The organism is Sphingobacterium olei (assembly GCF_005048855.1).
In the GTDB taxonomy this organism is placed as follows: Bacteria; Bacteroidota; Bacteroidia; order Sphingobacteriales; family Sphingobacteriaceae; genus Sphingobacterium; species Sphingobacterium olei.
The window spans coordinates 310,815-332,923 of record NZ_SUME01000002.1 but is presented as its reverse complement, the minus strand read 5'-3'; the positions used below and the strand labels follow the sequence as shown (position 1 = coordinate 332,923).

At 45.3% G+C, this 22,109-nt stretch carries 10 protein-coding genes; all 10 read left to right on the top strand.

Annotated elements, in window-relative coordinates; all coding sequences use genetic code 11:
* Nucleotides 1-4: 4 nt before the first annotated feature.
* The 10 genes from FAZ15_RS05745 (at nt 5) to FAZ15_RS05700 (ending at nt 22,109) form a co-directional block, all read left to right on the top strand.
* Nucleotides 5-1,960, top strand: coding sequence for a RagB/SusD family nutrient uptake outer membrane protein (locus FAZ15_RS05745; protein ID WP_136900358.1), 1,956 nt, complete (start codon nt 5-7; stop codon nt 1,958-1,960).
* A gap of 33 nt (nt 1,961-1,993) precedes the next feature.
* Nucleotides 1,994-3,268, top strand: a complete 1,275-nt coding sequence (locus tag FAZ15_RS05740; RefSeq protein WP_136900357.1) for a DUF4959 domain-containing protein — start codon at nt 1,994-1,996, stop codon at nt 3,266-3,268.
* 9 nt (nt 3,269-3,277) lie between these two features.
* Complete coding sequence (locus tag FAZ15_RS05735; protein WP_202912325.1) at nt 3,278-4,954, top strand: DUF4998 domain-containing protein; 1,677 nt, start codon at nt 3,278-3,280, stop codon at nt 4,952-4,954.
* Nucleotides 4,955-5,448: 494 nt separating this feature from the next.
* Nucleotides 5,449-7,092, top strand: coding sequence for a glutamate racemase (locus FAZ15_RS05730; protein WP_238387164.1), 1,644 nt, complete (start codon nt 5,449-5,451; stop codon nt 7,090-7,092).
* A gap of 16 nt (nt 7,093-7,108) precedes the next feature.
* Complete coding sequence (locus FAZ15_RS05725; RefSeq protein ID WP_162304886.1) at nt 7,109-9,340, top strand: penicillin acylase family protein; 2,232 nt, start codon at nt 7,109-7,111, stop codon at nt 9,338-9,340.
* An 11-nt stretch (nt 9,341-9,351) separates the two neighbouring features.
* Complete coding sequence (locus FAZ15_RS05720; RefSeq protein ID WP_136900355.1) at nt 9,352-11,433, top strand: S9 family peptidase; 2,082 nt, start codon at nt 9,352-9,354, stop codon at nt 11,431-11,433.
* Between the two features lie 13 nt (nt 11,434-11,446).
* On the top strand, nt 11,447-13,864 hold the full coding sequence (locus tag FAZ15_RS05715) for a serine hydrolase (RefSeq protein ID WP_136900354.1): 2,418 nt from the start codon (nt 11,447-11,449) through the stop codon (nt 13,862-13,864).
* Between the two features lie 51 nt (nt 13,865-13,915).
* The gene (locus tag FAZ15_RS05710) at nt 13,916-17,041 is read left to right on the top strand and encodes a SusC/RagA family TonB-linked outer membrane protein (protein WP_136900353.1); all 3,126 of its coding nucleotides are present in this window, start codon (nt 13,916-13,918) and stop codon (nt 17,039-17,041) included.
* Nucleotides 17,042-17,053: 12 nt separating this feature from the next.
* A complete protein-coding gene (locus tag FAZ15_RS05705; RefSeq protein WP_136900352.1) occupies nt 17,054-18,490 on the top strand; it encodes a SusD/RagB family nutrient-binding outer membrane lipoprotein in 1,437 nt (478 codons plus the stop codon).
* A gap of 418 nt (nt 18,491-18,908) precedes the next feature.
* Complete coding sequence (locus FAZ15_RS05700) at nt 18,909-22,109, top strand: SusC/RagA family TonB-linked outer membrane protein (RefSeq protein ID WP_136900351.1); 3,201 nt, start codon at nt 18,909-18,911, stop codon at nt 22,107-22,109.

Sequence of the window (22,109 nt, the reverse complement as noted above, 5' to 3'; positions counted from 1 at the left end):
AAAGATGAAAGCAATTACATACATACTACTGGCTACCATGATAACATTGGGTTCTTGTACAAAGTACCTCGATGTGGTGCCCGATAATACATTAAAACTAGAAGATATTTTCAATATCAAGATTGATGCGTACAATGCACTGGCAAAAGTGTACAGTTACCTGCCAAACGATGAGCGCACACATGTTACGTCATGGACCCTCGGAGATGAATGGGTGGGGCGGTTAGATCTGAACAACAATAATGGCGACCTCCGGGCGATGCGGATCATGCGTGGTCTACAGTCTCAGTCCTCTCCACAACTTGGATATTGGTCTGGTACACAGGGCGGTAAACCCCTTTATGAAGGGATGCGACAAGCAGATGTGTTTTTAATGCACATCGACAAGGTTCGCGATATGTCCGATGGCGAAAAAGCCGATTGGAAAGCCCAGGTGAAATTTCTGAAAGCCTATTATGCTTTTTTATTGGTACAGCGATATGGTCCTATTGTTATCCCAAAAACCATGGCCTCTCCAGAATCTACAAAAGAAGAATTGTTTCTCCCCAGAACGAAGGTTGAAGAGTGCTTTAATTTTATCTTAGATTTAATGAATGAGGCCATCCCCAGTTTAGTGGAAAGAGCCACTTCGAATAACCTAGGTCAAATTGATCAAGTTGCCGCAAAAGCTATTAAAGCACGTGTGTTGGTTTTTCGTGCGAGCCCTTTTTTCAACGGTAATCAGGAATACTTTGGCGACTTTATGGACAAGGATGGGCAACCCTTCTTTCCTTTACAGGAAGACAAGGAGAAATGGAAAGATGCCATCGATGCCCTCAATGAATCTATTTCGCTATGTGAAGAAAACGGATTGGGATTGTACCATTACGAAAGAGAGCCCTTTATTTACGACAGAGCTGCATTTGAAGCTAATAACCAGCGGATGAAGACCCTCTATGATCTGCGAATGCTCATTGTAGATCCCTGGAATAGAGAGTTGGTCTGGGGCAATTCGAACCTGGATTATTACAATTCGGGAGAGCTTGCACATTCTAGCAATATCCGTTTACCGGAAGGCTACGGTGACGGGGTTGTAAATTCCTCCAGTTTCTCCTGGCAATGGATGGCTGCCACGTATAAAATGGCCGAGCGCTACTACACCGAGAATGGGTTGCCGATTGAAGAAGATCTCACTTACGATGTCGATAATAAACATGAAATTACCCGAACTCCGGGTCAACTGGAGCCTAATTACCCGCATTGGAATGGTTATATGCAGCCGGGAGCCGAAACGATAAAACTCTATATGAACAGAGAGCCTAGGTTCTATGCAAACTTGGGCATCACGGCGGGATATTGGCGGTCTCATGCTGTACGGATAAATACAATGATGTTTGGCAATTCCCATGGCGGTTATAATTCGTCACAGCATACAACCGACTTCATGACCACTGGTATCGGTACGCAGAAGTTGGTACATCCCGAGTCGCAATCCGGTGCTTGGCAACGTACGATCAAATTCCCTTATCCCATTATCCGGATGGCAGATCTGTATCTGATGAAAGCGGAGGCACTGAATGAATTTTCCGGGCCATCTCAGCAGGTGTATGATGAGATAAACAAAGTGAGGACTAGAGCTGGCATACCCAATATCGAAACTGTTTGGTCTGACGGATCATTAGCTAGAACAGTTAATAAGCATATCACTAGAGAGGGTTTGCGAGATATTATTCTACAGGAAAGAAGTATCGAGTTTGCGTTTGAGGGAATACACTTCTGGGACATGTGGCGCCATAAAAAGGCGACCTCGGCATTCTCTTCGCCGGTATGGGGATGGACGCATACTGGCACCACAGCTGTAACATTTTTTGTGCTGGAAGTGAAGCAAGAACGTCGATTCACCATTACCGATTGCCTGTGGCCGATAAGCCTTAATGAGATGAATACCAACGGGCAACTGATTCAGAACCCAGGGTGGTAAACTTAACCAAAGAAATATTTTAATTACGCAGTTATGAAAAGTACGAATCTTAAACTCTTATATATAACACTCGCCTCGCTATTGTTGTTTTCTTGTGAAGAACTTGAGCGCTTTAAACCCAATAGCGACGACGGGAACGCACCTGGGAAGGTTACATTAAAAACGTATAAAGCCCTTTTTGGGGGGGCTAGATTTTTTTATACACTGCCGGATGATGAAGATCTAATGAGTGTAGAGGCGGTTTATAAAAATCCAAAGGGTAAGGCATTTACATTCGCGGCCTCCTACTTTGTCGACTCATTGGATGTATATGGGTTCCCGAGTAGCGACGAATACACCGTTCAGCTTTTTGCAGTAGATCGAGCTGGCAATAGATCGGAGGCATTGGATGTTCGTGTTACGCCGTTAGAGCCGGCCTTTAGTCGCGTCGCGAATTCTATGGAAGTGAAGCCTGGGTTTAGCTCTTTCTTTTTAGATTGGACCAATGAGCTCAAACAAAATATCAATGTGTATGTAGATTTTACCTTTAATCAGGATGGTGCTACACGTACACTAACTTCTGTTTTTTCTTCCAATTTGGAAGAGGATCGGCGATTTGTCAACGATTTATTTTTACCACCTACAGAAAAAGTAGGTGTGAAAGTGCGCGTAGAAGATATGTACGGTAACATCACCGAAACTATTGATAAAGGTAGCATTTCCTTATTTGAGGACAATAAAATCCCAAAATCAGAATGGGTACTGCCTAACCCGAATGACTCGGTCGGTGGTGTCCCGATGGTATTTGGCAATGGATTGGAGGGGCGTAACCGATATGTCATAGACGATCTGATTGACCGGGGAGACAACCTGAATTTTATGCATACCAATAGCCGTGGAAAAACAGGAAGAACAGCAGATGGGAATATGCCTTGGAATTTTATCATCGATCTGGGTGGTTATTACGAATTGAGTCGTATTATCACAGTACAGCGCCACTCAGGTGGACTGGCAAATATTGCGAGAGGCCAATATTACCGCAACGAAAATGTGGGTATGTACAATATGTACATTTGGGACGACGCTACTAGTTCCTGGGAGTTTGTGTCGCAAAACAAAATTATCGTTCCACAAGGTTTGACAGAGCTGGAGTTCGTAAAGAAAGGGGAGGCCGGAGATATGGCTTATATGTACCCTGACGAGCCCGCATATACCAAACCAACACGATGGTTCAGGTATGAAGCGGTGAAGAGCTTTAACGGAAACTATACCCTAGAAGACGGCAATTGCTTGTCAGAAATAACCCTGTATGGTAAAAAAAGAAATTAATTTTCAATTATGAAAAATTTATCAAAGAATGCGATCATCTACCTGTCTTTCGTAGGTGTCCTGAACTTAATATTCGCCTGTAAGGGAATGTATGATAACGTTGAACCCTACTCAACAGAGGTGATATACCCCGCAAAATACGACACCATATCCGCTAAAATAGGCTTTGAGCGCGTGGAACTAGATTTGATGAAAGCAGGTAGGATTCCCTCGAAGCAGATTTCGATGGGGAAGTCTACGAAAACCGTTATTGAGTACGATGGCAAACAAGTGGTTATTGATTCTCTCGTGTCTTGGATCAATGTTCCTGATCTGAAGCAGCCAAAGCTGTATCGGATTAAAGTTTATACTGTGGATCAATACGATAATAAATCTGTACCGCAAGAAATTGCGGTTATCCCATTCACCTCGGGCGATTGGGACAATCTTGTCGTTGCATCTCCCCGGGTATTGACCTCGCCGAATGCTGCTGTGATCGATTGGCCTAGTGCATTATCATCTATTCTTTTGGAGTATCGAAGTGTAGATTACGAATACACGGATAAAGATGGGAAAAAAATAACCGGAAATAAAGGCGCTAATCCACGGATTTTTGCTGCGAATTTGAATGCCGGTGAGCAGTTTAACATACAGCTAAGTTATAATGTCATTCCCAAAGTTAATGGCACGACAATCTTGGACTCCTTAAAGATTGAAACCTCGCTGAATATAAATATGCCGACGAGTTCTACCGTTTTTAATCCCGCAGAGCAAGATATTTTAGCGGCCAATGGTGTTACGGTTTTCACCTCCGAGGGCGTATCGTCTTACAGGAAGCTGGTTTTTCCAGTGCATACCAATACGCTTCAAGACTTGTTTTATTTTCCTAATATAGAAGAACTTGATCTAACAGGAGGCGACATCTTCGATCTAAAAACGATTAGCTATAACCGTAACAACATCAGCAAAGTCATTGGTGGCGGTGATTATCTGCCCTTCATCCGAAAAGTTTCTCCGATTTCAGATGCAAACGCTCAAACCATGGTCGATTTGTTAAACTTAGGTATTATCAAGAAGGTTAAATACGTGCCTAATTCATTGGGAATAGATCACCTCTTACGACCGTTTGATGAAGCTGGAGTTATCGAGTGGGTGACAACACCAGATGAATCGCTGATCCCTATGAACTTTTTCTTAGACGGAAAAATACAGGATGCTACGGCCTGGGCACTGGACTTGGTCAATCCCGCCACCTCGTACCCGGCGGGAACGAATATCGTGAATCCCATTAAGGCCACCCTGAAAGGGAAAAATGGATCTTTTATTTTTGTGCTTCCGAAAGAGTATCGTTTTAATATCGCTGAGTACAAATATCTTAAATTTAAAGTGTATATGCCAGCTAAATCAACGTATAATGGCATTTATGGTCCTTATCAGCGAATATGGCCCAGATTTATGAACTACACCTGGGCATTCAATACAGAAAGCTCTTTTGGTCAAGAATATTGGGCTCCCGATGCCAACGCCTTCAGGATTAGCGATGAGAATTTGGAGAAATGGACAGATGTCACTGTTGATTTATCAAACCTGATAGATAGACACAATAGGGTTGTTGTCATTAACATTGGTGGAGAGCCTACATTAACTTTCAGCCTGCCTGCAACAGATATGGTCTACTATTTTTCAAACTTCAGATTTGCAAAATAAGTAAGATCGCGAGATAAATGGAAAAGAGCCTGTGTCAGTTTATGATTTCAGGCTCTTTTTTATTAGAGGATACCCGTGTAAAACGGATAGAAAGATTCTTGCGAAACTATCCCTGAAAAAATGCGTTTTATTTCGATTTTGTTCTGTTTTTTTGTTGCAGAAAGATGCTAATAGGTGCAATCAGGCATGATTGTAAATGTTTTTATAACACTTTTGTGCAGTTGTTTAAAAAAAATAAAGGAAATCATGCATAATTGAAAAATTAATTGTTATACTTGTATAGACCAAATGTAAATCTCTGCCATTTAAGGGGATAACTACGACAACAATATTTATTATTAGAATCTAGCTTATGAAAAGATGGCTTGCCTCTATTTCCATATTAATTACCAATGCGAAAGACTGTGACAACGTATCGCTACGTTGCAAGATACTTATGAAGTTACGGTATCAAGTCCCAACGACCCTTTCGTCCGAACAAGGGGGCTGAAGCTGTGGCTGATAAGCGCGGAGATGATAGTGCTGCCGGTATTGATAACAGCATTATACTTAATAAACTATCAGTAGGCGATAGCTGGTATACAGATAAAGAACCAAATACTATGGAGACAACAACATTCATTAAACAGGTTGGACGGTTGATCATCATCGGCCTGACAATAGGTAATTACAGCTGTACAAATACTGCCCGGAACGATGAGGATCCACTTACACCCATTGAACAGGCTATTTTAGTTGATACCGGGAGTTTCTATTATGTGGATTTCCATAGATACCAGGCCGATGGCGCCCAATTGCCCATTGGTGTGTTTGATTCGGGAACTGGCGGGCTGACCGTCTTGGATGCTATCGTACGGTTTGATGCCTATGGTAACACCGATCAAACCACGGGAAGTGATGGTCAGGTCGATTTTGGAAAGGAACGATTTATTTATCTGGCTGACCAGGCTAACATGCCCTACGGTAACTACCATAGTGAGCATAAAACCGATCTGCTGATCGAGCACATCTTAAAGGATGTACAGTTTTTACTGTCGGATCGGTATTATTCCGATGCAAAAGCAGAGTCCCCTCTCGGTAAGAAACAACAAATCAAAGCGCTGGTCGTCGCCTGCAATACGGCTACTGCCTATGGAAAAGAGAGCATCGAAGCCTTTCTACAGAAAGCGGGAATAGATATACCGGTTATTGGAGTCATCGATGCGGGAGCTAGAGGAGCCTTAGATGTATTCGATCCAACGGAGGATGGTTCTATTGGTGTCTTTGCTACCGTAGGTACCATCGCTTCTAAGGGATACGAGCGTACGATTCTGCGCATTAAGAATGAGCGGGGGTACTCCGGCGATATTCAGGTCTATAGCCAAGGCGGGCATGGCGTGGCCGAAGCCGTAGATGAAGAACCCGATTTTATCAACCACCAATCCACATCACCCCGCTCAAACTACCGTGGGCCAGGCTTAAAGCATCCCGAATACGCCATTGACAAAGCGTTAATGGATGTTTATTCGTTCGATTTTAGTGATGGAGATATGTTATGTGATGACGAATCAGCTATGGATTGCAACATTCTTCAGTTGAATTCTACCGAAAACTATATACGTTACCATCTAGTGTCTCTGATGGAACAATTACGGAACCAACCTAGTGCAAGACCGCTAAAGGCCTTGCTGTTAGGCTGCACACACTACCCTTATCTCACCGATGAAATTCATAAAGTTCTTGGTGAGCTTTATAGTTATCAACGAGATGGTAAGTATATCTACCGACCCTTAATGGACAAAAACGTCGTTCTGATTGATCCCGCCGAAAACGTATCCCATGAGCTCCATGCCTATTTGAAAGATAAGCGTTTATTCAACCCATCGGGTAATCTAAGGGGAAGTGAATTTTTTATCAGTGTGCCTAACCCCGATAATACAGCTGTCAAAACGGACAGTCTGGGACGTTTTACGTACGATTATAAATATGGACGGAATGCCGGCGACATCCAGGAATATGTGAAAGTAGTACCATTCAGTCATGCCAATATCCCTAACGAAGTTGTACATCGTATGGAATCTGCTATCCCTGAAACATTTAAACTAATTAATGCTTTGCACCGACCTAGTGAATCCCAAAATGCAAAAACCATTAAATAATATAAAAAATACCGATATGAAGTATAGGCCCGTAATAGGAATATCTATGTTGTGGTTATTTTTTCTCAGCATTCCATCTATTGTTTCTGCTCAATCGTTGTCGGATCAGGTTATCATCCGGCGTACAGCATTTGGTGTACCACACATTTATGCGGACAACCTGCGAGCGGCGGGTTATGCAATGGGCTACCTTCAATTAGAAGATTACGGAACGCAGGTGGTTGATGGTTTAGTGCAAGCACGGGGCGAGTGGGGGCGTTACCATACCGCTCGCAACCCAGAAATGCAAATTGACGAGGATGCAGCCGCACTTCAGAGACATGCACGTGCTTCCGAAACGTTTATGTTGTTACACGTCGATACACGCGATATGTTGGAAGGGTTTGCCGAGGGCGTAAACCGTTACATAACGCTACATCCGAAAGAATTCCCTACCTGGATGAAACCCAATTTCTCGGGAACTGATGTGCACGCCAAGGGGATAGGGGGACACAGTAACGCAGCTGTCAAGCGTTATATCGAACGGCAGAAACAGCGGCATACGTTGGAAAGCGAAACAAATTACGCAGTTTGGGCCCGGTTGCCGTTAGGAGATGAAAAAAGTCATCCCGATGATGGCTCCAATGCCTGGGCACTGGCACCAAGCCGTACCACCTCCGGAAAGGCGATTTTACTTCGTAATCCACATTTATCCTGGGGTGCCGGTTATTACGAAGCCCATCTGATTGTACCCGGAAAGCTAAATTTTTACGGTGATTTTCGCATCGGTAGTCCCATCGGTATTATTGGTGGATTCAACGAACACTTAGGGTGGTCGACGACCAATAATTATCCGGATATTGATGAAATTTATGCATTGGAAATCGTTTCTGGCCGTCCAGATCATTTTCGGTTAGACGGTATAGCACATCCCCTTGAAAAGAAGGAAGTAACTGTTGCATACAAGGATGGAGATACTGTGGCGAAGGCGAAGCGGGAATTTGTTTCCACCCCTTTCGGTCCTGTCATCCATCGTGACGAACGTCATATCTATATCATCCGAACTGCCGGAGATGGTGAATACCGAACCAGCGAGCAGTTTTTACGGATGATGATGGCCCGTAATCTCGAAGAGTGGAAGGAAGCGATGCGATTACACGCCAAGACAACTTCTAACTTTACCTATGCAGATGCGAAGGGTAATATTTTTTATGTATGGAATGCAATGGTGCCAAATTTACCTCATCTGTCAGGTGGAGATACCGTAGCCGTTTTGGCAACACGTACCGATCAGATCTGGAAAACAATAGTCCCGTGGGATGCATTACCTCAATTGACCAACCCTGAAGGTGGATATCTTCGTAACGAAAATGATCCCTTCCACTATACCAATCTGAATGCCATATTTGATCCTGCGGACTTTCCGGTTAATTTCCCTGAACCGAAGCTGCGTTTACGGAGTCAGCATTCGCTTGAATTAATTGCCAACGAGCGTAAGTTTTCTTTGGAAGATGTTATCCGGCAGAAACATAGCAAGCGTATGTTGCTTGCTGATCGGGTAAAGGACGATTTGGTCGCTGCGGTAAAGCGAGTCGGAGCGGCAGGAGAAGTGGCCAAAGCAATAGACCTTTTGGATGGCTGGGATAATACATCAGCAGCGGATAGCCGTGGAGGTCTGTTGTTCGAGATTTGGTGGCACCGTTATTTAAGGCTTTCAAACGGTGGAAACACGGTGCCTTCAACACCTGTCTCAGCTGGATATTCTGCCGAAGCAGATTCGTTGTTTGCCGAGCCTTGGTCTCCAGAGCGTCCTACAACTACACCGAATGGACTGGCCAGTCCATCCCGTGCTGTTGATGCATTCGAATGGGCGGTAGACAACTGTAAAAGGCAATTTGGATCGTGGGACGTTCGTTGGGGGGATGTTCATCGGGCGCGTATGGGATCCAAGGAATATCCTGTAGGTGGCGGTTCCGGCGATATGGGTAATTTCAGGGTATTGAACTTCGAAACACATCAAGAGCACAAACAGAAACGTCAAGTGAGCGGAGGCGACTGCTGGATACTAGCCATTGAATTCGGTGATACGCCCCGTGCATATTCGGTGTTGGCTTACGGACAAAGTAACCAAACGGATTCCCCTCATTATAACGATCAGCTGGAGTTGTTTGTTAATGACAAATTGAAGCCGGTGGCGTTTACGGAGGAAGCCGTCAAGCAACAGCTTCTTAAAGAATACCGCCCGGGTATGGCAGAATATATTAATTAACAACATAACTTATGAAATATTTGATTTTACTCCTTCTTTGGATTTGCACAAATAGCCTCCTTTGGGCTCAGGAGCTTACCATGGAACAATTTACCTCCTATCCATTCCCTTCCGAGTTAGTCTCTGCGGCTACAGGCAAGCGCATAGCGGTGGCTATTAACGAACAGGGACGCCGCAACATTTATGTGGCCGAAGGACCCAAATTCGAACTCCGTAAACTAACTGCTTATGATGAGGATCTGGGCGATGAAATCACGAGTCTACAGCTTTCCCCCGATGGGCAGTGGGCGGTCTTTGTTAAAGGAGGAGACCACGGCGGCTCCAATTCGAGTACGCCGCGTAATCCCGCCTCCCTGCCCGTTGCTACGAAAGTACAGATCTGGAGTGTACCCTTTATGGGAGGTGAACCCAAGTTGTTGGCGGATGCAGACAACCCCGAAATTTTGCCTGATGGTAAGCGGGTGTCGTTTTCACGCCAAGGGCAGGTGTGGGTATGTCCGATCGATGGTTCGGGCAAAGCCGAACAGCTGTTCTATGCACGTGGATCCATTGGTTCTCTGGATTGGTCGCCCGACGGTAGAAGTTTAGCATTTATTTCGTCACGTGGTGGCCATTCATTGCTTGGTGTATATCGTGATAAGAAAACACCTATTCAGTGGATCTCCCCAACTTTTGCCCGTTATGGATCGCCAAAATGGTCGCCAGATGGGAAGGAAATCGTTTTTATTAAAAGAGAGGCAGGTGGCGGAGCGCCCGATTCGATTTTGGCTCCGACGATCAGTCCCTGGTCCATTTGGAAGGCAAATGTAGCTGATGGGCATGTCAAGCAGTTGTGGAGTTCTCCGAAAACGCCGGAAGGTTCTGCGTCAGGTGGCAACCTGTTTTGGTCAAGCAAAGGACGGATCACTTTTCTGTCGTATCATGATGGCTGGCAACATCTATATTCGATCCCAGAAGGCGGTGGAGAGGCTCTGTTACTAACACCTGGTAATTTCATGGTAGAACATGTTAAGCCTTCACCGGATGGGAACTGGCTTTTGGCCAGTGCAAATACAGGGCCGGATGCAGACGACATTGACCGCCGACATCTCATCCGTACAGCAGTAGATAAAGCTGATATGCAGGTCGTCACCCCAGGAACTGGTATAGAAACGTATCCTACCATTACGGGGGACGGGAAGCATCTTATATTCCTTAGCGCGACGGCCACGCGTCCATCTGTACCTGCAGTACTTCCCTGGCCTAATTCCAAAGGAGATATACGACTACTCGGCGAACACTTAATCCCGGCCTCTTTAGCAAGCGCCACTTTAGTGGTCCCAAAACGTGTCGAGTTTAAAGCCGCGGATGGTGTGACGGTTTATGCGCAACTGTTCGAGCCGAAAGGGGGGATTAGCAAGAAGCCCGCAGTCGTGTTTATCCATGGCGGTCCCCAACGGCAAATGCTGCTGGGTTGGCATTATGGCGACTACTATTCCAATACCTATGCCTTGAACCAATATTTGGCCAGTCGCGGCTTTATCGTCCTCTCGGTAAACTACCGCTTAGGGATAGGCTATGGCTTTGATTTTCATAGGCCCCCATTTGCGGGAAGATATGGAGCTTCCGAATATCAGGATATAAAAGCAGCTGGCGAGTGGCTAGCGGCCTTGCCTCAAGTTGATCATAAGCGGATAGGTGTGTATGGTGGTTCTTACGGCGGGTTCCTCACGGCGCTAGCTTTGGGTAAAGATTCGGATCTGTTTGCCGCAGGGGTAGACATCCACGGCGTACACAATTATATCGGTCGCACCCCGTTGGTTAGTGCGGAACCTGCCCCTGATGCGGCAAAAGCGATTGAATTGGCCATCACATCTTCACCGGTGTCCTACGTGGATAGTTGGACATCACCGGTGCTTTTCATTCATGGTGATGATGATGCCAATGTCGATTTCGGTCAAACAACTGATCTCATTAGACGGTTCGAGCAAAAAGGAAAACCCTTTGAAGCCATTGTTGTACCCGATGATACACACCATTGGATGTTGTACAAAAATCAGGTGTTAGTGGATCAAGCGATAGCCGATTTTCTTCAAAAACATTTAAAACCTTAATAGATACTAAATTATGAATACCAGTAGACTAAGAAAAAGTTTAATGCTGCTTTTTTGTAGTATTTCGGTAAGTTTTGCGATGGCACAAGACCCAGATCTTCCTCCAGATTTGGATGAATATATTAATCGTGTGCTGGAGGAGTTTAATGTGCCAGGAGTTGGTGTGGGTATCGTAAAGGATGGTAAAGTATTGATGACCAAGGGATATGGCGTAAAGCGGATGGGTAGTCCGGATCCGGTTGATGAAAATACCTTATTTACTATCGCCTCTAATAGTAAGGCATTCACGGCGACAGCATTGGCTATGCTCGTGGAAGAAGGCAAGCTCGGTTGGGAGGATCCGGTTACGAAATACCTTCCTTATCTCAAATTTTCGGATGATTACGTAACGACACATTTGACCGTGCGGGATTTGCTTGTACATCACAGTGGGCTACCTGCTTATGCAAATGATTTTCTCCTATTCCCGCCTTCTACCTTCAGTCGCAGAGAATTGTTGGAGAAGCTCAAAGATGTACCGTTGGCTCATGATTTCCGATCGGTATATGCGTATGATAATATTTTATACGTGGCAGCGGGCGAATTGGTTGAGGCTGTCTCTGGTATGTCTTGGGAAGATTTTGTTAAGGTTCGAATTTTTGACAAAGTTGGTATGCACAATAGTATTAACCGATATTCGACGTTGAAGAAACAACCTAATATAGCCTATGCGCACACGCGGCGGAATGGGAAGTTGCGTGTCGTTGAAAACTACTTTGAAAGTAATATCGGTGACAACGGCAATCCTGCGGGCGGCATTGCATCTTCGGCCGTCGATATGTCCAATTGGTTGATTACACAGCTGGATTCAGGGCGTACACCTAATAATGGTCGGATTTTCAAGCCTACCGCTACCCGCGAACTTTGGAAAATTGTGCGTACCATGCCCATTAGTAAAGAACCGGAATGGCTAAAACCTAATCAAAAGCATTTTTATGGATATGCGCTGGGGTTCCGTACGTATGATTACCGTGGCGAGCAAGTCGTAGGCCACGGTGGGTTACTCACCGGTTTTGTGTCGCAGATCGCTATGGTACCCGAAAAGAGGCTCGGCGTGGTGGTATTGACGAATCAGCTTTCTTCGGGGGCGTATTGGGCGATCATCAACCAGGTGCTCGATTATTACCTAGGGGCCGAATCCTTTGACTGGATAGCCGGCTACAAAAAACAGCTAGACCGTTCACAGGGACGAGCAGACTCGACGGAGCATGCCGATAAAAAAGTAGTTCCCGACCCTATGCTCAAGCGCTCACTGCCTTTGGCAGATTATGTAGGTGTTTACCGTGACGATCTTTTTGGACGTGTGACGGTGAGTATGGTGAGCGATTCGGCACTGCGTCTCGATTTTGTCAAATCACCGCAGTATTGCGGGACTTTACATTATTTCCACGGAGACATGTTCCGATTGGTTTATGACAATCCAGATCGAGGAGAGGGGCCTTTCCTCACGTTTGTACTGAATGCCGACAAGTCCATTCGCGAAGGCCGGTTTGTAGGGGAGCGGTCCGGTGGGCAAGGTACGCTGGGACGCGTAGCACTAACTCCTGATAAGCGAGCTATATTGGATACGGCCGATTTGAAATCACGCATCCAAAAAACACTGGCAAAACAACCTGAAGGCCGATTTGCCTATGCATTTATGGATTTGCAGACCGGAGAGCAGCTGTCGCTCAATGCGCATGAGTTATTTCATGCCGCTAGCACAATGAAAACACCTGTCATGGTGGAAACTTTCAAACAAGCTGCAGAGGGGAAATTTTCTTTATCGGATTCGATTACGGTGTACAACCAGTTCAAAAGTATTGTCGATAAGAGCAAATTCTCGTTGCCGGCAAATACCGATAGTGAAGGAGACCTGTATGTGCGAGTGGGTACAAAAATAACGCGACATGATCTTATATTCCGTATGATTACGGAGAGTAGCAACCTTGCGACTAATATTGTCATTGATCAGGTTGGGGCTAAGAATGTGATGAAGACGATGAAGAGTATCGGGGCGAATGATATTCAGGTATTGCGCGGCGTCGAAGATACCAAAGCCTTTCAGAAAGGCATGAACAATCAGGTTACAGCATATGATCTGATGCTGATTTTCGAACGTATTGCTAAAGGTACGATGGTTAACACAGAGGCAAGTAAAGCGATGATTGACATCCTGAAGAAGCAAAAGTTTAATAGTGTTATTCCGGCACAGCTGCCCAAAGATGTTCAAGTGGCACATAAGACCGGGTCGATAGCAGGGATATTTCACGACTCAGGAATTGTGTACTTGCCTAATGGACGGGCTTATGTACTCGTGCTGCTGTCTGCAGATGTGAAAGATAACGCGGTGAAGAAGACATTGGCAAATGTGTCGCTGCAATTTTATGATTATATGAAGAATAAGGAGTAAAATCTACTAATGTTTTATTTTAATATTATTTAACCAAAAAAAAGGATTGCTATGAGAAAAGTTACACTTAACAAGTTCTGTGGGCTTATTTTTGCCCTATGCTGGCTGTTCCAGATCGGTTTTGCGCAGCAGCGGACGGTTAGCGGCCGCGTAGTCGATGAAAATGGGCAATCGCTGGAAGGCGTTACGGTCTCCGTTCGAGGTTCCGCGGTTAGCACACAGACTGATAATGAAGGGCGTTATGCCATCCGGGTCCCGGGTACTACCAGTGCGTTGGTATTCCGTTCTGTGGGTATGAAAGCTCACGAGGCTTCTGCGGGTAGTTCTGCAACATTGGATGTGGTACTCGAAGCGAGTTCAGCGGGACTCGATGAAGTTGTCGTCACAGCTTTTGGTATTGCGCGTTCGCAACGTTCGCTGGGGTATGCGGCGCAATCAGTAAATTCAGAAGACCTTACCTATAACCGACAGCCGAATCTATTGAACGCATTGCAAGGTAAAGTGGCGGGGGTCACAATTTCCAGTACCGGTGGTGGACCGGGGCAAGGTGCCAATCTGCGTATACGAGGCGTAAATTCTATTGATCCTAATATACCTAGTGATCCGCTATACATCATTGATGGTGTACAGATCGACAACTCCACATCAACCTTAGGGGCGGGGGGATCTGGATCTGGTGCACGAGGTGTGACCAATCGGGTTTCCGATCTTAATCCCCAGGATATTGAAAGTGTGAATATTTTGAAAGGGGGCGCGGCCACAGCGCTTTATGGTCTCCGTGGATCAAATGGTGTGGTCGTCATTACGACAAAAAAAGGTAAGACAGGTGGATTCTCTGTAAATTTTTCAAGTACATACGGATTTGATCAAGTATTGCGAAAACCGGCTGTACAGACAACGTACACCCAAGGCGTATTAGGAATTTACACGCATCCGGCAACAGGAATTGGTCCGGCATGGGGGCCAACAATCGCGGAAGCCAAGGAGATTGATCCAACCCATCCCGACAAGTTGTTCAACAACTTTGATCGAGCATTCCGTACGGGGCAGCAGACTAACAATTCGCTTTCGGTATCCGGTGGTAATGATGTGGTTCGCGTGTTTTCCTCGGTGTCCCATTTTTTTCAGCAGGGGATGATGCCCAATACAGATTATAACAATTTTTCGGGGCGGTTAAATACAGATTTTACGATCAGTCCTAAATTTAAAACCATGGTAAACATGAGTTTCAGTAATGCAGGAGGGTATACTTACAGTTCCGATCGCTTTGGAGAGGGATTAGCCTATTGGTCTCCTCGGTATGATGTGCGCGATTATCTTAATGAAGATGGAACACAAAATTGGATCGGGACTAATAATCCAATATATGGTACCGCGACGAATAAATTAAAGGGTGTGACCAACCGCTATATTGGAGGTGCTACCTTAACATACGACCCCGCAAGTTGGTTGAACATCATGTACCGCTTCGGTTTAGACACCTATTCTGATAATCGTTTGCGTACAGCGCCTGGTCCGATGGGCATTCCCGGTGAGCGCACTTATGATAATCAACTCGGTTTTGTGGGTGAATATAATACGACTTTCCGTTCGCTTAATAGTACGTTTGTGGCCAGCTTGAATACCAATTTTACAGACGACCTCAAGGGTACACTGCGTTTAGGACATGAGGTGTTTGATCGGCGGGTAAACGAGGTCGGGGTGTTAGGTAGCGAGCTCACCATATATAATTTTTTTAGGTTAGGTAACGCAGCTGTGTTATCAACAGCCCATAATGCACGGGAATACCGGTTGATGGGCTTTTTTGGAGAGGCGACATTGGATTACAAGAACTACCTCTACCTTACGCTAACGGGGCGTACGGATGTTACTTCTACACTTTCGAAGGAAAATCGGTCGTTTTTTTATCCTTCGGCGAGCTTGAGTTACGTATTCGCCGATCATGTGCCCCTGCCGTCTGTCATTTCAAACGGCCGTTTACGCCTTTCGTATGCACGGATAGGTAAAGATGCTTCAGAATATGCTATTTCTTCGGGATTTGGCACCTACAGTTCCCTTCCTGCCGGGTATACCGGATTGACGCTTTCCTCCAACCTTGGCAATCCCGGTCTTCGTCCGGAGTTCACCGACACCTACGAGGCCGGTTTGGAAATGGGCTGGTTCAACAATCGCTTAGGATTGGACTTTACCTATTATTATTCCTTAAGCAAAGACCAGATCGTGCGTCAGCAGATTACTCCTGCTACCGGATATGTAACCACGTCGGTCAATGCGGGTGATATGCGTAACCGAGGAGTGGAACTGGTGATTAATGGTAAGCCTATCACAAACAAGGTGTTTACCTGGGATGCCAATATCAATGTATCGGCCAACCGCAATAAAATACTTTCGCTAGAGTCGCCCATAACATATGGCTCTGCTAGGGGTTATGGTAACGCAGCAGTCACGCAGATCTTGATGGAAGGAGAACAATATGGTAATATCTACGGCAGTTACTTCTTGCGCTATACAGGTGATCAGCCGCATGATGAGGAATTTCTTGACCGGTCTTTACCACTATTAATTGGTGCCGACGGGTTTCCACAGTTATCTGGTTCTAGACAAAAAGTGCTCGGAAATTCACAGCCAGACTGGATTTTGGGATTGGGAAATACGTTTACTTACAAAGAGTTTAGCTTAAACGCCCTGTTTGACGCGCGCTTAGGTTTTGACAGGTACAATTGGTTGGAGAACTTCTATACCGCCTTCGGTATGCCGGATTACACTGTTGACCGAAATGAAACTAAGATCATTGACGGGGTACTTGCTGATGGTACTCCCAATACCAAAGAAGTTTGGTTGGGTCAAAAAATGGGCCCTGATGGAGTTGACTATGGAGAGGGGTACTACCGCCGATTTTATCGAAATGTATCCGAGCCATTTGTCACCGATGCTTCCTGGGTTAGGTTAAGATCTGCAAGCCTTACCTATAATCTACCCTCAGCTTGGCTTCCCAAAAGAGGGTTGAGATCAGCTGCTTTCACGGTGACTGGTAACAACCTGTGGCTATGGACCAAGTACTATGGAGTGGATCCCGAATCGAGTTCATATGAAAGTGGAAGTAATGTAGATAGTTCGGCAGGTTTCACCTACCCCACCGCCCGATCAATCATGTTTACGCTTAGTGTAGGATTATAAAACAAAATTGACATGAAAAAAGTAATAAAATATTCCTTCTATTCCGTGCTATTGACGGTTGGCCTTCAAAGTTGTTCAGGCTATTTTGATGATTTAGCCGATAATCCGAATCAGGTAGTGCAGCCGACTCTTCCCTCGTTACTATCCACGTCGACCTATAAGATCGGTATCAACAGTTATTCGGCAGCGAGTGCAATCGTTCCTTTTGTGCAATATACGGCGAGTCCTGCTGCAAATGGTGCCGGCGACACCTATCAAACACAGAATTTCACCTCGTTGTGGGATGCCCTGTATTTTGCTATGGCAGATGCAAACGAAATGAAGAAGGTTGCGGTAACCCTCGGTGCCAGCGAATACCTTGGTGTAGCAAATTTAATGATCGCTTATAATCTGGCCATAGTAAACGATTACTGGGGATCAGCACCGTTCTCGCAGGCGTTTGATATCAATAATTTTTACCCGCAGTACGATTCGGAGGAAGCTGTGTACGAAAGTACCTTGGGGCTGATCGATGAAGCCATCGCCGAATTGTCCAAAACGGGAGCTACGATGCCGCTTGCAGCAGCTAATGACCTCGTGTACAACGGACCTTCTCTCAATGCAACCACTAGAAGAGAGCTTTGGTTAAAGTTTGCCTATGCAATAAAAGCACGATTAGTGAATAAACTCAGTAAGCAGAGTAACTACGATCCGACAGCGGTTTTGGATGCCGTGGATAATTCATTTACTTCAAATGACGAAGATGCGGGTATGGGCATTTTTAATACGCGCAACAATTGGGCTGGTGTATCGCTGAGTAATATCAATCAATCGCTTGGAGGGTGGTTGTCGGAGCAATTGATCGAGCATCTGGACGGTACCACGTATGGGATTTTTGATCCACGATTGCCAAAGATTACGGATCTAACGGTCGATGGTATCTATATCGGCACAGTAAATGGCGCGGGAAATAGGGGGACACAAGGAAACACCCGACATGATGAGAATTATATTTCACGTAATTCGCCATGGACATCAGACGAAGCGCCTTTATGGATAGTGACTTATGCGGAGCTTAAATTTATTGAAGCCGAGGCTGCGCTCGCCGCCGGAAACCGTCCACGTGCTTATGCTGCCTATTTGACGGGAATAGGTGCTAACATGGATAAGTTGGAGGTTGCTGCTGCGGATAAAGCTACCTATTTGGCTAGTCCTTTAGTAGCTGTGGGCGAATCTGGATTGACCTTGGAGCTTATTTTCAAAGAAAAATATATTGCTACTTATTTAAATGCAGAAGCTTGGAATGATGCTCGTCGGCATGACTATCAATACAAAGATTTTACGATGCCCGAAAACGCTGCTTTGGAGACGTTTATCCGTAGATTGGATTATCCACAAGGAGAGGCGAATAAAAACGGACAAAACGTGCCTACAGAAGTGCCCCGTTCTACGCGGCTGTGGTGGGATTAGTATTGCAGTTCGGTTTAAACAGCAAGGAATAATTGATTTTCTTGCTGTTCAAACTGAATGATTGACTTCACTTTATTTTATATATTCGTATTAACTTCGGTGTAGCCGCTACATAGCACCTACGCAACTTATATAACGCCTGCGGAAAGTGCACAACTTCCCATTCGGCAGGTTTTGAATGCGTTTTGTTTCATTTTTCTATATTTTCTATTGCATAAAGATGCTGTTGTGTGCAATCAAGCACAATTATGGCTTTCCGTTTTGTTTTTATAACGCTTTTGTGCGTTTTTAAAAAATAATTTACAAAATAATGCAATATTGAAAAATTAATTACTATACTTGTGTTAACCAAATGTAAATCTCTGTCTTTTAAGGGAAAAACACTGATAACCATATTTATTAATTTAAAATCTAGCTTATGAAAAAATGGCTTTTTTTATTGCTGCTTGCGTTAACTCTCAGTTTTCACTCCACCTCCATGGCGACGGAGAAAGATGTTAGCAGTATATCGATTGCATTGCAAGATCCTTTAGAGATTACGGGACAAATTACCGACACGCTAGGTGCTCCACTGCCGGGGGTAACCATACGGCTTCGCTCTGGGATTGAAACCACAACAGACCAAAATGGTCGATATGTTTTGGCGATACCTAATGAATTTGTCAAAGATGCGGTTTTGACGTTTAGTATGGTAGGTTTCACCCAACAGCAGATTACCGTGGCTGGCCAAACCAAGATCGATGTTCGGCTTGCCGAAGCATCGAACCTGATCGGAGAAACCGTTGTCACAGCCTTTGGTCAACGCGCCAGAAAGGAGGATGTCGTTGGTGCAATTACCACGGTCAACCCTTCAGATCTAAAAATTCCTTCCAGTAACCTTACCACGGCTCTTGCCGGTAGGGTGGCAGGGATTATCGGTTTTCAGCGTACGGGTGAACCGGGCGCAGACAATGCCGAGTTTTTTATCCGCGGTGTGACGAGCTTTGGCTATAATCAAGGTCCGCTCGTCCTGATCGACAATATTGAATCGACGACTACCGACCTGGCCCGGATGCAAGTGGATGATATCGAGAGCTTCTCTGTGTTAAAGGATGCCTCTGCGGCGGCGCTATATGGTGCTCGTGGAGCGAATGGCGTTATATTAATTACGACCAAAGAAGGTCGACGTGAAAGCATGAACCTGTTTGTTCGTGTGGAGAACTCTCTTTCGACACCGACCCGCGAGGTAGACGTAGTAGATCCGATTACTTATATGAAGCTCGCTAATGACGCGATATTAAGCAGGATGCCAGGACAAGGTACCGTATATAGCCAGAGAAAAATCGAATATACCCCTCCCGGAGGCTCGCTGGAATACCCTGCGGTAAACTGGCGGGATGAACTGATCAATGATTTTGCGATGAATCAGCGGGTAAATATGAATATTCGAGGGGGAGGTTCTATTGCGCAATACTTTGTCTCTGGTGCTTTTAACCAGGATAATGGTATCCTTAAGGTGCCTAAAGTATCCAACTTCAACAATAATGTTAATCTCCGGACGTATAACCTACTGAGCAATGTCAGTATCAACCTAACAGACCGTACACAGATGAAAGTCCGGTTGAGCGGTACCTTTGATGATTACAACGGGCCGTTGCAGAGTGCGACTAAGGTATACCGGGATGTAATGCGGGCGGTGCCAACCTCATTTATGCCCTACTATCCTCCCGGCGAAAACTATAAGTTTTTGAATCATATTATGTTCGGTAACTCCTATACTTCAGATGAGCCGAGCTATTTGAATCCATATGCAGAGATGGTCAAGGGTTATCGGGAGTATTTCAGGTCTAGAATGCAAGCACAGGTCGAGTTAAATCAAAAGCTTGATTTTCTTACGGAAGGCCTTTCTTTTACCGGACGTGTGACCACGACACGCTACGCGTATAATGAACTCAGAAGGTCTTATGTACCGTTTTGGTATCAATATATGGGAGTAGATCAAAATGGAAATAATCTATACAATCCGTTAAATGCGGATTCAGGTAACGAAACTCTGGGATATACCCAAGGAACTAAAGATATAACTTCTATATTCTTTTTGCAGGGTATAGCCAATTACAACCGTAAGTTTGGGGAGCACTCACTCACCGGGATGTTGGTGGGGACGATGAACAGTGAACAGGAAGGGAATGCGGGAAGCCTGCAATTATCCTTGCCACACCGTAACATAGGTTTGGCCGGACGATTAGCGTACGGCTATTTAGGCAAGTACCATCTTGAAGCCAACTTTGGGTATAATGGCTCGGAAAGATTCTCGACAGTACATCGCTTTGGGTTCTTCCCGTCTGCCGGCGCCGCTTGGCATGTGTCGAAGGAGAACTTTTTCGAGCCTTTGACACCCGTTGTCTCTAATCTCCGGCTGAGGGCTACATACGGCCTAGTGGGTAATGATGCTATCGGTTCGGCGAGTCAACGTTTTTATTATCTTTCCGAAGTCAATACTGATGCTGCTAGAGGTTGGACATTTGGCCCCAGCATGGATGAAAACTTAGCCGGTATCAATGTATCCCGCTATCCAAACGCGGAAATCTCTTGGGAGACAGCTTCTAAAACCAACCTGGCTTTAGAACTGGGTTTATTTAATAATGCATTTGAGCTCCAAGCTGATTGGTTTACCGAAAAACGAAAAAGTATTTTTATGGAACGTGCCGATATCCCGGCAACGATGGGTCTCTCAGCTCTTATCCATGCCAATATCGGAGAAGCGTCTGCGTCTGGTATTGATTTGCAAGGTACCTATAAGAAAAGCTGGTATAATGGTCTGTGGCTACAGGGTATGATGAATTTTACCTATTCGACCAATAAATATATAGTCTATGAGGAGCCGGCGTATCCACATCCTTGGCTATTCCGTGCAGGCTATCCGATACGTGTGCAAAGAGGATATATCGCAGAGAAATTGTTTAGTGACGAAGCGGAGATACGCAATTCGCCCGAGCAACAGTTAGGAGGTGAGGTCATACCTGGTGATATCAAATATATGGATGTCAATGGCGACGGCATCATCAGTACCTTGGATCAAGTGCCTTTGGGCTATCCAACTGTTCCGGAGATCAACTACGGATTTGCGCTTTCTGGAGGATTTAAGGGTTTTGATTTCAATGTCTTGTTTACCGGTCTAGCAAGAGAGACGTTCTTCATCGATCCTGCAGCTACCGGACCTTTTAGAAACTATGTATATGTTGACAATGGTGTGGTGGAAACTGTAAATGGGCGGATGAGGAATAATGTTTTACAAGTCTATGCAGACGATCATTGGTCTTTGGACAATCGGGATCCCTATGCGCTCTTTCCAAGATTGGGCTGGGAATCGGGAGCTCCTAACAATGAGGTGACTAGCACCTGGTGGATGCGCGACGGCTCGTTTATGCGTCTGAAGTCGGCGGAGATCGGCTACACCTTTAACAAAGACAAAGGCATATTGGCAAACATAGGAGTTAAAAACCTCCGCGCGTATGTCAGTGGGTCTAACCTGCTGACATTCAGTAAGTTCAAGCTGTGGGATGTGGAAATGGCAGACAGAGGTATGAATTATCCCATTCAGCGTGTGTTTAACTTAGGAGTAAAGGTTGATTTTTAA